This is a genomic window from Rahnella inusitata (genome assembly GCF_003263515.1).
GTDB classification, from domain to species: domain Bacteria; phylum Pseudomonadota; class Gammaproteobacteria; order Enterobacterales; family Enterobacteriaceae; genus Rahnella; species Rahnella inusitata.
In genome coordinates, this window is the sequence record NZ_JYDE01000002.1 from 76,789 (window position 1) to 91,179 (window position 14,391).

8 protein-coding genes and 1 tRNA gene are annotated in these 14,391 nt (G+C 52.5%); 5 read left to right on the forward strand and 4 right to left on the reverse strand.

Translation table 11 applies throughout. The features are described 5' to 3' along the window. Positions 1–126 precede the first annotated feature (126 nt). Positions 127–1,221: a GDP-mannose 4,6-dehydratase gene (locus TU92_RS01150; protein WP_112164146.1), complete on the forward strand. Its 1,095-nt coding sequence runs from the start codon at positions 127–129 to the stop codon at positions 1,219–1,221. Positions 1,222–1,322: 101 nt separating this feature from the next. Here the strand turns inward: TU92_RS01150 and TU92_RS01155 are convergent, their stop codons facing one another. The 3 genes from TU92_RS01155 to TU92_RS01165 are packed head-to-tail and all read right to left on the reverse strand — an operon-like array spanning position 1,323 to position 6,444. Beyond that, on the reverse strand, positions 1,323–2,297 hold the full coding sequence (locus TU92_RS01155) for an acyltransferase (protein ID WP_112164147.1): 975 nt from the start codon (positions 2,295–2,297) through the stop codon (positions 1,323–1,325). Next, a complete protein-coding gene (locus TU92_RS01160) occupies positions 2,294–5,359 on the reverse strand; it encodes an efflux RND transporter permease subunit (protein WP_112164148.1) in 3,066 nt (1,021 codons plus the stop codon). Before TU92_RS01160 ends, TU92_RS01155 begins: the two co-directional genes overlap by 4 nt. Further along, positions 5,359–6,444, reverse strand: coding sequence for an efflux RND transporter periplasmic adaptor subunit (locus TU92_RS01165; RefSeq protein WP_112164149.1), 1,086 nt, complete (start codon positions 6,442–6,444; stop codon positions 5,359–5,361). Before TU92_RS01165 ends, TU92_RS01160 begins: the two co-directional genes overlap by 1 nt. Positions 6,445–6,725: 281 nt before the next feature. On the opposite strand from TU92_RS01165, the gene TU92_RS01170 reads away from it, so the two are divergent. Next, positions 6,726–9,437, forward strand: coding sequence for a cation-transporting P-type ATPase (locus tag TU92_RS01170; RefSeq protein WP_112164150.1), 2,712 nt, complete (start codon positions 6,726–6,728; stop codon positions 9,435–9,437). A 94-nt stretch (positions 9,438–9,531) separates the two neighbouring features. On the opposite strand, the gene TU92_RS01175 is transcribed toward TU92_RS01170, so the two are convergent. After that, positions 9,532–9,607, reverse strand: a tRNA-Phe gene (locus TU92_RS01175). A 697-nt stretch (positions 9,608–10,304) separates the two neighbouring features. Between TU92_RS01175 and speF the strand changes: the two genes are divergently transcribed. From speF to TU92_RS01190, 3 genes are all read left to right on the forward strand, one after another. Then, positions 10,305–12,467, forward strand: a complete 2,163-nt coding sequence (gene speF / locus TU92_RS01180; protein WP_112164151.1) for an ornithine decarboxylase SpeF — start codon at positions 10,305–10,307, stop codon at positions 12,465–12,467. 336 nt (positions 12,468–12,803) lie between these two features. Further along, positions 12,804–13,949, forward strand: coding sequence for a polysaccharide export protein (locus TU92_RS01185; protein ID WP_112164152.1), 1,146 nt, complete (start codon positions 12,804–12,806; stop codon positions 13,947–13,949). Continuing rightward, complete coding sequence (locus TU92_RS01190) at positions 13,925–14,383, forward strand: low molecular weight protein-tyrosine-phosphatase (RefSeq protein ID WP_112164153.1); 459 nt, start codon at positions 13,925–13,927, stop codon at positions 14,381–14,383. The genes TU92_RS01185 and TU92_RS01190 overlap by 25 nt, the downstream gene beginning before the upstream one ends. The last annotated feature ends 8 nt before the right edge of the window (positions 14,384–14,391 follow it).

Here is a 14,391-nt window from a genome sequence, read left to right on the forward strand (position 1 = left end):
ATTACGTTCACCTTGTCTTATTTCTCCTCTTACGTCTGGTTTGTATTTGTTATTTTTAAGACCTTACAATTCTAATCGTGCATCCAAAAAGATGTGTTCTTTTTAATTGTAATCCAAGGATCCTGTATGTCTAAAGTTGCACTTATTACCAGTATAGCTGGACAAGATGGTTCTTATTTGGCTGAGCTTTTATTAAAAAAAGGCTATACAGTCCATGGTATTAATCGACATATTCCTGTAGTGGCGGGAGAGCAAAATGAATTTCCCGCTGAAGGGCTGATGCTTCAGTCCCCGGATTTTCATCTTCACGATGAAAATTTTTCTGATGATGCCAGTCTGAATGATTTGTTAGCCACCCTGCGGCCAGATGAAATTTATAATCTGGGCAGTCTCCGCCAGACCACCGCTGAATGTCTGCGCGCCTGTTATCCACCCATGAGGGCGAATATCAGTGCGCTGCGCATGCTGGAAGGGATCCGTTCTCAGGGACTGGCGAATAAAACCCGTTATTATCATGCCTCGCCCTCTGAACTGTGCGGCCTGGTTAACGCCATGACCATCAATGAAATGGTGACCTCCGGCCTTTGTGCGCCACAAACCATTGCGCTGATCTCTGATTTCTGGACCGTGGTGAATTACCGGGAAACGTTCGGCATGTATGCCTGCAACGGCATTCTTTTTAATCATGAATCCCCGCGCCGCAGCGAACATTTTGTCACCCGTAAAATTTCCATCGGGCTGGCGAACATTACGCAGGGGCTGGAGCAGTGTTTGTATCTCGGTAATCTCAATGCGTTGCGTGACTGGGGCCATGCCAGAGATTACGTCAAAATGCAGTGGTCGATGTTGCAGCAGGACAGCCCGGAGGACTTTGTGATCGCCACCGGCGTCCAGTATACGGTGCGTCAGTTCGTCACCTTCGCGGCGCTGGAGCTGGGTATTAAACTGCGTTTCGTCGGGAAAGGTACCGAGGAGAAAGGGGTGATTGCGGCCATTATCAGCCCGATTGCCGCGGCGTTAAAAGTCGGGGATGTGGTCGTGGCCGTTGACCCCCGCTATATCCGCCCGGCGGAAAAGTGCAAAGCTTCCGCCAACCCGGTGAAGGCGCGCCACAAGCTGGGCTGGGGGCCGGAAACCTCATTGCAGGATCTGGTGATTGAGATGGTGCAGGCCGATCTTGCCTCTGCCAAAGCCGTGGCCCGGCTTAAACTCTATGGATGAAGCTCGCTGACTGCTCAGCGAACCTGTTCAAAAGCCGAAGAATGCACCTACATTCTTCGGCTTTTTTTATGCCCGTTCAGCCAGTTTTACGGCGGATATTCTCAGAAGGTAATCAGCTTTTTCGTCAGGTTATTTTTCAGCAGCAAGGTGGAAGACACCACCGAGAGCAGGAACGTCAGCAGGATGACGAAGAGTTTGGCGGTCAGTGAGTGAATCGGGATCCACTGGATCAGGATGTTGAAAAAGGTGTAGTGGAGGATATACACGCCGGTCATGGTTTTGCCGAGCGCGCCGACCATTTCGCCGACCGGCCTTTTCACCGCGTCTGCTTTCACGCCGTTGGCCGCAATGATGATCAGCACCACCAGCAGATACACCTGCGAACCGGTCAGGATGAAGCTGTTGCGCTCGAGCCTGAACAGCGAGAAGAAAAAGTGCTTCTCATACAGCCAGGTGAAGATATAGACGAAAGGAATGGCCACTGCGGCGAAGGTCGCCACGCGCGGGCGGCCATAAAGCCTGGAAACCGCCGGGTCGAAGAGCAGCTGGCCGGTCAGGTAATAAAGGATCCACGTCCAGATGCGGAACTGCGCGGGCACGGATAACGCCTGATGCGCCGGATAATAGAGCGCCAGCAGATCGTAAGCGAAAGAGAAAATCAGTAAGACGGCAATCACGCACGCCAGCACGCGCGTGCGCTGAGCCAGCCAGTCCACCAGCGTGTGGAAGGTGTAAATGATCACCAGCGAAAAGATAAACCATGGCTGGATCAGATACCCTTTCTGATAAGGCTCCCACAGGTAATAGAGGGAGAACCAGAAAATAAACAGGGTTAATATCCCGCGGATCTTTCTCATCTGCCATTCGGAGGTGGTGTCCTCAGAGCAGGAACCGGCGTCCATGTAGCCGTTGACCACAAAAAATAACGGTGTGGCGATGGTGGAGATAAAGGTCAGAAAGGCCAATACGGTGTCGTAGTTATAGTTGTAATCGTCGTAAGTGTTGTACACGGTGAAAAAGGTGACGGCGGTCAGGCAGCCGAGGGTTTTAATAATGTTGAGTCCCGTGGTGTTCATTGTTGGCTGCGTTGTCCTTCACGATGAAAACAGTTGTAAATCACAGGCAGAACCAGAAGTGTCAGCACTGTAGCGAATCCCAGCCCGAACATGATAACAACTGCCATGCTTTGGAAAAATACATCAAGTAACAACGGCGCCAGCCCCAGCACGGTGGTAAAGGCGGTCAGCAGAATAGGGCGCAGGCGCGAGGTGGCCGCGTAAACAATGGCTTCAGCCTGACTCTTCACTTTTTTCTGCTGATTGATCTCCTCGACCAGCACGATCCCATTGCGGATCAACATGCCGCTCAGACTGAGCAAACCAATCAGCGCCATAAATCCAAACGGAATGCCGGTCAGCAGGAAACCAAAGGTGACGCCGATCAGCGCCAGCGGAACCGTAAGCCAGATGGCGATGGCGTTTTTCAGCGAGCTGAACATCAGTACGGTAATGATAAACATCATCAGGAAGCCGATCGGCAGCGTGGTGAATAACCCCTGTTGCGCCTCGGCGGAGTTCTCCGCATCACCTCCCCACTCAATACTGTAGCCGTGCGGCAGTTTCAGGGCCTCGACGCTGGGTTTAATGCGCGCCAGCATGTCGCCGGAGGTTTCCCCGGTGGCCGCATCCGGGTCTGTCTGCACCGTCAGCATGCGCATACGGTCGCGACGCATGATCAGCGGATCTTCCCACTCCACGCGGAACTCACTCACCACATTGCTCAGCGGAATAAACTGCTGACGCGTCTGGCTCCACACCATGATATTGGCCATGTGATCCACATCCAGCCGTTCATCCGCTGGCGGGCGTAACACCACGGGCATCAGGGTGGAACCGTCGCGGTAAATCCCCGCCGTGCTGCCGCTGAAATTCAACTGCAACGCACTGTCGACTTCCGCTCTGTCAACGCCCAGCTCGCGGCCAAGGTATGGTGAGAACGTCGGGCGGACCATTTTGCTGCGATCCTGCCAGTCGTTACGCACGCCGTCGGCTGCGCCGTCATCCAGGATTATCTGATCCACCTGGCTGGCGATATTGCGCAAGGTGTCGGGATCTGAACCTTTGATCCGCACTTCTATCGCGCTGTCGCCGGAAGGGCCAAACATGATGCGTTTCAGGCGGGCATTCACTTCAGGGAAATTCTGGTGGATCTCCTGCTCGGTGCGCTGGACAAGCCCGGCGATTTTGCGCTGATCGTCCATCCGCACCATGATTTGCGCGTAATTAGAGTACTGGCGCTGGCCGTTGTAGGTCAGAATAAACCGCATTCCTCCCTGGCCGACGGTGGTCACGGTGTTTTCTACGCCTTCCTGCCCGTTGATATTTTTTTCGATCTCACCGGCAATTTTTGCGGTGTAGTTGATATCGGTGCCGTAAGGCAGCCAGAGGTCGACGAAGAAAATCGGCGTGTTCGAGGAAGGGAAAAAGTTCTGCCTGACAAAGCTAAAGCCCCAGACGGAAGCCACCAGCAGCGCCGCCAGCACCACCAGCGTCACGGTCTGGCGGATCAGCAAGGCATTGAGCAGGCGGCGGTAAACGCGAAATATCCAGCCGCCGTAAGGGTCTGCCTGTTCATCGGGTTTTTTCTGCACCACCGGCATATTGGCAAACGCCCATTTCACCAGCACCGGCGTGAGGGTCAGGGCGGTCACCCAGCTGAGCATCAGCGAAATGAGCAGCACCTGGAACAGCGATTTACAGTATTCGCCGGTGGAATCCTGCGAAAGCCCGATGGGCGCGAAGGCCAGAATGGCGATCACTGTCGCCCCGAGCAACGGCAGGGCGGAGCGCTTAATGATGTGTGAGATGGCGTTCAGCAGCGGATTGCCCTGCTGACGGGAAATCAGCACGCCTTCCACCACCACAATCGCATTATCCACCAGCATACTGAGGGCAATGATCAGCGCCCCGAGGGAAATACGCTGAAGTTCGATACCAAACAAATACATGATAAGTAAGGTGCCGAGCACATTGAGCGCCAGTGACACCGCAATAATTATCCCGCTGCGCAGCCCCATAAATATCAGCAGCGTACCGACCACAATCGCCAGCGCCATCAGGAAGTTAATGATAAATCCGTCAACGGATTTTTTGACTTCGGCAGCCTGATCGTAAAAGACTTTCAGCTGGATCCCGGCGGGTTTTTCCGCCTGCAAAGCCTTCATTTTGGCTTCGATGGCGTGACCGATGTTCATGACATTGACGCCAGGAATGTAAGAGACGCCGAGGGTCAGCGCGTTACGGCCATTAGCATGATAAATATTGCCCGGATGATCGCTGACCCCCTGAGAAATGACGGCGATGTCGCGCAGATAAATGCTGTGCGTCGACCCCGCCGGGCTGATGAGGACATTATTCAGCTCATCAATGTTTTGAAATCCGCCGGTGGGATGCAGGCGGATCGACTCACTGCCGACGGTCATACTGCCGGCATCCGACACCCTGTTCTGCTGGTTAAGCACGGTCGAAAGGCGTGCCAGCGTGACGCCGTACGCCGCCATTTTTGCGCGGGAAATCTCAATCGTGACCTGTTCAGGAAGGATGCCACCGATGGCGACCTTGCCGACGCCCGGCACCAGCACCAGTTCCCTGCGCAGCTGTTCGGCGTATTTGCGCAGCTCAGGATTGGTAAAACTGTCGCCGTAAATCGAGAAAAAATAGCCGTACACGTCGCCAAAATCATCATTCACAAAGGGCGCACTGACGCCCGGCGGAAATTGCAGCGTGGCGTCATTCACCCGGCGGCGCAGTTCATCCCAAATCTGCGGAAGTTCGGAGGAGTGATAGCGGGAGTCAATGTTGACGGTGATTTGCGATAAACCGACGGCGGAAATTGACGTGATGTTATCGACGTAAGGCAGGCGTTGCAAGGCGTTCTCCAGCGGCAAGGTCACTTCTTCTTCCACCTGCTGCGACGAGGCGCCGGGATACTGCACCGAGACGACGGCGGTTTTGATGGTAAACGCCGGATCTTCCAGCCGCCCGATGTTTAACAATGCCATCAACCCGCCCACGCCGAGCAGCAGGATCACCAGCCATACGCGCGTCGGGTTATTGATAAAGCTGTCGTTGATGCCCATCACAGACCCCGTTCCCGCGTCCAGATGCGTACCGGTTGCTGCGCGTGTAATTCACCCACGCCCGCGGCTACCACCCTGTCTCCTTTCTCAAGCCCGGCGGTGATTTCAATCCCCCGCGACGTCATCTCACCCACCGTCACCTTTCGGTCTTCGACGTGCAGTTTGTCGCCTTCTCCGGCAATCAGCCAGACGTGTGCCTGATTGCGCTGCTGGCTGTCCGGGTTAAAGACCGCCTCCACCGGAACAACCAGCGTGTTGTCAGGCGTTGCGGTGGCGAGGTTTGCCGGATTGACGGTCACCGTGCCGCTCAGCCCGGCCACCGCCGGGAAGTTTTCCGGGCGCGGCATGGTCAGCGTGACCTGCCACGTTAACGTGTTCGCCTCGCTGCTGGCGGTGTGTTCTTTATAACTGGCGGTGAAATCGCGGCCGGGAAGGGTGTTGATACGCACTAACGGGCGATACTGCGCGTTACGGATATCCAGACTGGTGAACAGGTTTTCCGGCACGCTGAAAATGACATCCAGCACATCGGCGCGGCTGAGCGTGGCGACCGGTTGCCCGGCGGCAATCACCTGATGATTACGCACGTTCAGCCGGGCGATAACGCCGCTGAACGGGGCGACCAGATTCAAATCATTCAGTTCTTCCTGCGCAATTTTCAACGCGGCGAGGGCAGAATCCCGGCTGGCTTTGTGAACTTCCAGTTCGGCCTGTGACACCACGTGCCGGCGGGCCAGCGTCTGGTAACGTTCGAACTGGCGCTGGGCCAGCGTGGACGCACTCCGGCGATCGTTCAGCCGCTGGCGGGCATCATTATTGGAGAGACGGGCGAGAATTTGCCCCTGTTTCACCGCCTGGCCTTCGCGTACGTCTAAGGCATCGAGCTGGCCGGGGCGTTTGAAGGCGATGTCGGTGTTATCACCGGCCAGGATCCGTGCCGGAAAGACCCGTGTACTGGCCAGACTTACGGCCTCTGCCGTTGCCACTTTGACCTGGCGCGGTAAGACCGGCGCATCCGGAGTTTTCTGATCGCAGGCGCTTATCAATAAAGCGATGACCAGCGTGAGAGAAAAACGAGTTTTCAAAATACTTCCCCTCATTGAACAACGCGCGAAATAATAAATACAAACAATATATGCAGGGATTTACATGTAATCTTACTGACTTATTTCATCATGTCTGCATTCCGTTATGACGGGTGTGAGCTGTTGTTTTTATTTGTTTATTCGTTTTTCCGGGCAGGTAATTAACACTATTTAACACGGTATATTATAGTTTATACAGCTTTACGTATCTTGCCAGAAACCTGCACGATAATTCGTTTGTTATTCTCTTATTCGTGAACCATTTCAGGGGTCAAAGGATTATGGATAATACAACGCCACAGGCTGCACAACCGTCGTCATCGGATAAACTTTGGTATCAGCTGAGCGTAGAAGAAAGCCTCGCTGGCCTGCAATCCGGGCTCTCAGGGCTGACTGCCGAGGAAGCACAAAATAAACTCAGGCAATATGGCCCGAATGTGTTGCCTCAAAAAGAAGGTAAGTCTTTATTTATAAAGTTTATCTCTCACTTCAAAGATATCCTTATTTATATATTACTGGCCGCCGCCGTGGTGACCGGGATCATGGGGCACTGGGTAGACACGCTGGTGATATTAGGCGTGGCAGTCATTAATGCCCTGATCGGTTTTATTCAGGAAAATAATGCTGAGAAATCATTGAAGAGCATTCAGAATATGCTTTCCAGTGAAGCGCTGGTATTACGCAGCGGACAACAAGTTACCGTGGGGACCGATGAAATTGTGCCGGGAGATATTGTTCTGCTGCGTCCCGGTGACAAAATCCCTGCCGATTTGCGCTTGATCGACGTCCATAACCTGCGTGTTGAAGAAGCCATTCTCACCGGTGAATCGACCGTTGTTTCGAAAAAAACCGATTCGCTGGAGGGGGAGAAATCCATCGGCGATCGCAAGAACCTCGCTTTCTCGGGCACCATGGTCAGCTCCGGTACCGCCAGCGGGGTGGTTTTTGCCACCGGCGGCCACACCGAACTCGGCCATATCAATGAGATGCTTTCCTCGATAGAAGACAACAAAACGCCGCTGCTGGTGCAGATCGACAAACTGGGGAAATCTATTTTCGTCATCATTTTGTTCATGATGGCGGCGTTACTGATTTTCGGTTATTTGCTGCGCGATATTCCGTTCGGTGAACTGCTGCTTTCTGTCATCAGCCTGGCGGTGGCCGCGGTGCCGGAAGGGTTACCGGCCATCATCTCGATCATTCTTTCTCTGGGTGTGCAGGCGATGGCGCGTTCCAAAGCCATCATCCGCAAACTGCCGACGGTGGAAACGCTGGGCGCGATGTCTGTGATTTGTTCAGATAAAACCGGCACGCTGACCATGAACGAGATGACCGTCAAAGCGGTGATTCTGGCGGACAACGTCTGGACGGTGGAAGGCAGCAGTTATGAACCGATGGGGAGTTTTACCCTTGCCGGGCAGGCGACTCCGCAGCCTGCGGACTCTTCGCCGCTGCTGACCCAGTTTCTGCGCACGGTGGATATGTGTAATGACAGCACGCTGTCGCAGGATGCGCAGGGGCACTGGAAAATTACCGGCGGCCCGACCGAAGGCGCGCTGAAAGTGCTGGCCGCCAAGGCGCATCTGCCGGAGGTGGCGCATCAGATCAGCAGTAAAATCCCGTTTGATTCACTCTATAAATACATGGCGATCGCCTGCGAGAGAAACGGCCAGTCACAAGTGATGCTGACCGGCGCGCCGGATGTGCTGCTCAAACTCTGCCAGTTCCAGCAAACACCGGAAGGCGCACAACCGCTGGATCGCGCTTACTGGGAATCGGCGATCACGCAATATGCCAGCGAAGGGCTGCGTATGGTGGCGGCGGCCTGGAAGCCGGTCGATCAACCGGTCACCGCGCTCGATCACCCGGAGCTGAATCAGGGCATGGTGCTGATCGGCATTGCGGGCATGATGGATCCGCCACGGCCTGAGGCGATTGTCGCGATTGCTGAATGTCAGCAGGCGGGGATCCGCGTCAAGATGATCACCGGTGATCATCAGGAAACCGCCATGGCTATCGGCAAAATGCTGGGGATTGGCAACAGCGGCAACTCCATTACCGGCTATGAGCTGGAGCATATGGATGACACGCAGCTCAGAACGGCCGCCGTGCAGTTTGATATCTTTGCGCGCACCAGCCCTGAACATAAACTCCGGCTGGTGAAAGCCTTGCAGGAAACCGGTGAAATCGTCGGGATGACCGGCGACGGCGTAAACGACGCCCCCGCGCTGAAGCAGGCTAACGTCGGTATTGCGATGGGGATAAAAGGGACGGAGGTCACCAAAGAATCTGCCGATATGATCCTGGTTGACGACAACTTTGCCACCATCGCCAACGCGGTCAGGGAAGGGCGTCGGGTTTACGACAACCTGAAGAAAACCATTCTGTTCATCATGCCGACCAACCTTGCGCAAGGGTTGCTGATCATCATCGCGATCCTGATGGGCAATCTTTTGCCGCTGACGCCGGTACAAATCCTGTGGATGAACATGGCGACGTCAGCCACGCTCTCCTTCGGGCTGGCGTTTGAGAAAGCGGAAAGCCGCGTTATGCGCCGCCCGCCGCGTAACGTCAGCGCGCATGTGATGGATAAATACGCCATCTGGCGCGTGGCCTTCGTCGGTTTACTGATTTCCATCAGCGCCTTTATCCTTGAGGCGTGGCTGCAACCCCGTGGCTATGAACCGGAATTCATCCGCACCGTGTTGTTGCAAACGCTGGTAACCGCGCAATGGGTTTACATGATCAACTGCCGCGATTCGGATAATTTCTCCCTCAGCCGTGGTTTGCTGCAAAACAAAGGGATCTGGATTGTCACTGTCGTGCTGTTTGCCCTGCAGGCGATCATCATCTACGTCCCGCTGATGAACACATTGTTCGGCACACGTCCGCTGCCGTTCATCTACTGGATCATCGGATTGCTGATTGGCGTCGCGCTGTTTGTGATTGTCGAGATAGAAAAGGTCCTGACACGGGGATGGCGGAAGGCGTGATTCAAAGTATGAGACGAATAATCGAACGGAGTTCGATGGAGAGTCCGTACCCCTAAAAGCAAAAAACCAGCCGTTAGGCTGGTTTCTTTAAATATGGTGCCCGGACTCGGAATCGAACCAAGGACACAGGGATTTTCAATCCCTTGCTCTACCGACTGAGCTATCCGGGCAACGCGGCGCATTAAACCGTATTGGGCATGTGTCGTCAACGGGTTTTTATGACAAACGGCGGGTTGGTCACCCGAGTGATGTTTTTTACAACGATTTGCCGCTTTTCCCTTCAACGTCTTCACTGAGCCACGAAAGCCTCTGCGGCGTGAGAAATTTCGCGCTGCGGCGGTGTCGCATTCTGTAAGAATTTGGCGCTATGTTCAGGGTTGAACAGGGGGTAAAAAGATGACATTATTGCGCCGATTTATTAAACAACTCCCGTTCCCGTTTTCACGCGACAGCTCAAGAGGGTTGCGGCATGGCTGGTTTATCACATCGCGCTTTATGTTTTTTCTCTCAGCGCAGAACACATCTGATGATGATCTCCGGGTGCTGTAAACACCACGATTTCAGTTTTCCTCCTTTTGCAGATCCTTTCATGCGGTAAGGCTACCGTTTGCCCGCTGTAGGCATTATTAAAAACAGAGAATTCACTTCCTGCTCTGATTTTACTGTTGTCTATCAGACGTGGCTGAGCCTGAAACGCCAACTGTCACCACCTTGCCGCACCGGCATCGTCCCGTCACACTCGACGTCTCACTCAGGCCAACGTCAATTGCCGGGCTGGACTCTGCGCATTGTTTTCTTATGACGGAAGTGCCAGCTCATTGCCGTGCCCTGTGGCACACCCTCTTACTTAACCGTTTGAGAGTCTGAATGAAACTTTTAAAACTTGCAGCAAGCACCTCCGTTTCCCCCTATCTCCAGACCGCGCGTCTGGTGGCTGACCTGCGTCGCGCTGATTTTGCCGACGTCGCCGCCATCATTATCTCCGTCGGGGATTTGAACCACGGCAGGCTGGCGGAAATTGAAAAGCTGGGGTTTGGTATTCCCGCGTTTGTCGCTGTGCAGGGAACCGAGCAGGTTTCGCCTGAGTTTTTACCGGCGCTGAAAGGGGTGATCACCTTATCGGACGCCAATCAGGCGTTTTATGGCGCGCAGATTGAATCCGCGGCGCAGGCCTATGAAGAAGCTTTGTTCCCGCCGTTTTTCGACACGCTGAAAAAATATGTCGAAATGGAGAACGCCACCTTCGCCTGCCCTGGGCATCAGGGCGGTGAGTTTTTCCGTCGCCATCCGGCAGGGCGTCAGTTTTATGATTTCTACGGCCCGAATATTTTCCGCTCTGATATGTGCAATGCTGACGTCAAGCTGGGCGATTTGCTGATCCACGAAGGCTCGGCGAAAGATGCGCAAAAGTATGCCGCCAAAGTCTTTAACGCGGATAAAACTTATTTCGTTCTAAACGGCACGTCGGCGGCGAATAAAGTGGTGACCAATGCACTGCTAACCCGTGGCGATCTGGTGCTGTTCGACCGTAACAACCACAAATCTAATCACCACGGCGCACTGCTCCAGGCGGGCGCGACGCCGGTGTATCTTGAGACGGCGCGTAACCCATTCGGCTTTATCGGCGGTATCGATGCTGCGTGTTTTGACGAAGATTATTTGCGCAATCAAATCAAACAGGTTGCGCCGGATCGCGCCGGTGAGAAACGTCCGTTCCGCCTGGCGATTATTCAGCTCGGCACCTACGATGGCACCGTTTACAACGCGCGTCAGGTGGTCGATAAAATCGGACACCTGTGCGATTACATCCTGTTTGACTCCGCGTGGGTCGGCTACGAGCAATTCATCCCGATGATGAAAGAGTGCTCGCCACTGTTGCTGGAGCTGAACGAGAACGATCCGGGCATCATTGTCACGCAGTCAGTGCACAAGCAGCAGGCTGGCTTCTCTCAGACGTCGCAAATACACAAAAAAGATAACCATATCAAAGGCCAGAAGCGCCATTGCAGCCATAAAAAGCTCAATAATGCTTTCATGATGCACGCCTCCACCAGCCCGTTTTATCCGCTGTTTGCCGCGCTGGATGTCAATGCGCGTATCCACGCGGGCGGCAGCGGTAAACATATGTGGATGGAATGCGTGAAGCTCGGTATCGAAACCCGCAAGATGCTGCTCGAACAGTGCTCGATGATTCTGCCGTTCGTGCCGCCGGTTGTTGACGGTATCGCCTGGCAGAACCATGAAACGGAGAAAATGGCCAACGACGTGCGCTTCTTCGATTTCGTGCCGGGTGAGCGCTGGCATGCCTTCTCCGGCTATGCCGAGAAGCAGTATTTTGTCGACCCGTGCAAACTGCTGCTGACCACGCCGGGCATTGATGCAACGACCGGTAAGTACACCGAATTCGGCATTCCGGCGACCATTCTGGCGAACTATCTGCGAGAAAACGGCATTGTGCCGGAGAAGTGCGATCTGAACTCGATCCTGTTCCTGCTGACGCCGGCAGAAACACCGGCCAAAATGCAGTTGCTGGTCGAAGAAATTGCGCGTTTTGAGCAATATATCGAAGAAGATGCGCCACTCAGCGAAGTGCTGCCGACGGTGTATCGTAAAAATGAAGATCGTTATCGAAATTACACCATCCGCCAGCTGTGCCAGGAGATGCATAACCTGTACGTCAGTTTTGACGTCAAGGAACTGCAAAAAGAGATGTTCCGCGAGAAGAGCTTCCCGCAGGTGGTGATGAACGCGCAGGATGCGCATAACGAGTTTATCCGCGACAACATTGAGCTGGTGCCGATTGGTGAAGCAGAAGGCCGTATCGCCGCAGAAGGCGCGCTGCCTTATCCTCCGGGCGTACTCTGCGTGGTGCCGGGCGAACTGTGGGGCGGCGCGGTGCAGCGTTACTTCATGGCGCTGGAAGAGGGCATCAATCTGCTGCCAGGCTTCTCCCCTGAGTTGCAGGGCGTTTATATCGAGAAGAAGCCGGTCGGCTGGAAACGCGTGATGGGGTACGTGATAGCGGTGTAATGTGTTAATTCCATTGTAAATAAAGGGCGAAAGCTCTTTATTTACTTGATTAATAAAGATGGCTTATTGCGAGGTAGTCGCAGGAAATATATATTAGCGTTTAAATTATTATTTATAATGCTTCGTTGATTGCCATATAAATAATATATTAAACATTCCTTATCAATTAGTTGACTTATTGTTTATTTTTGGTATTTTACACGCGGTCATTTAACTAACTCATTATTGTCGATATTTTTATTGATTGACTTTTTTATACTCAATTTATTTTAAATCTATTAATGAGCTTTCATATTCGTTTTTTGTTATCGCTATTTAATTCAAGGGAAAGAATGAATGGTAGTATGTAAAGGGCTGCCTTTAATTATTATGATAACACTCCCTCTATTAAGTGCATGCACGGTTGTTCCCGGGAGTCACTTGCCACTTTTAGGGAAAACGGTCAAACAATCAGAGAGTGCTACTGTTAATATTAATGACCTCGTCGATGTTTACCCGATCACTCCAGATCTCGTTGCGCATATGCAAAGTAAGCCTGTCATCGCACAAACGAATCCTGTATTAGAAAAAGAGTTAAAAGCCTACGAATACCATATTGGTATTGGTGACGTTATTATGGTTACCGTCTGGGATCACCCGGAGCTGACAACGCCAGCGGGGCAGTATCGCAGTGCCGGTGATACGGGAAACTGGGTGCATGCAGACGGTAGCATCTTTTATCCTTACATCGGAAAGGTTGACGTCGTGGGTAAAACGGTAACAGACGTTCGGGAAGATATTACTGAAAAACTTCGTAATTTTATCGAGTCACCTCAGGTCGATGTGAGCATTGCGACTTTCCGGTCTCAGAAAACGTTTGTGTCAGGAGAAGTAGTCAAAAGCGGGCCACAGGCAATTACCAATATTCCGTTGACCGTCATTGAGGCAATCAATCAGGCGGGAGGTATTACGGAGTTTGCTGACTGGAATAACGTTACGCTGACAAAAAATGGAGAAGAAAAACATATATCATTATTAGCGCTTTTGCAAAATGGCGATTTGACTCAGAATTACCTCTTATATAATGGTGATATTCTTTATATACCGCGTAATGATGCGCTCAAAATTTTTGTTATGGGTGAAGTCAATAAACAAGCGACCTTAAGGATTGATCGAAATGGAATGTCGATCACCGAGGCTTTGGGTAATGCGGGGGGAATTGATCAACTGAGTAGTGATGCCAGTGGTGTTTTTGTTATTCGATCAAATAAGAATAAATCGCCAGCAAACAAAAAAATAGCCACGATTTATCAGTTGAATATCCAGGATGCATCATCACTCGTTCTCGGTACTGAGTTCTTACTTGAACCCTACGATATTGTCTATGTCACAACAGCTCCTGTTGTGCGTTGGAATCGCGTTGTGAGTCAGTTAGCGCCAACGATCACGGGTATAAACAGTGTAGTTGAAGCGGCGAGGTGGACACACAGTTGGGGAACATAATTTGTAAAAAAATTCTGGTTGTCTGTGTGGGCAATATTTGTCGCTCACCCGTCGGTGCGGAAATTTTGCGCAGACGGTTGCCCCGACAAAATATTTATTCAGCCGGACTTTGTGCGCTTGTCGGACATTCTGTTCATCCCTCCGCCTTACAGGTTGCGTCGCAATATGGAATAGTTATAGAACATCATTACGCACAACAGGTTACCCGGGCTTTATGCCATCAGGCTGATCTGATCCTTGTTATGGAGACATCGCACATTCCTTTGCTCGTCAATATCGCGATTGAGGCCAGAGGAAAGATAATGCTCTTCGGCGGCTGGCACAAAAATAAAAATATCCCCGACCCTATAGGTTATGATGAACCCATATTTAACACTATGTTTCATCATCTTCTTGAGGCCGCCGATGGATGGGTAAGATTTTTCGATAAATAAAGTTTTAG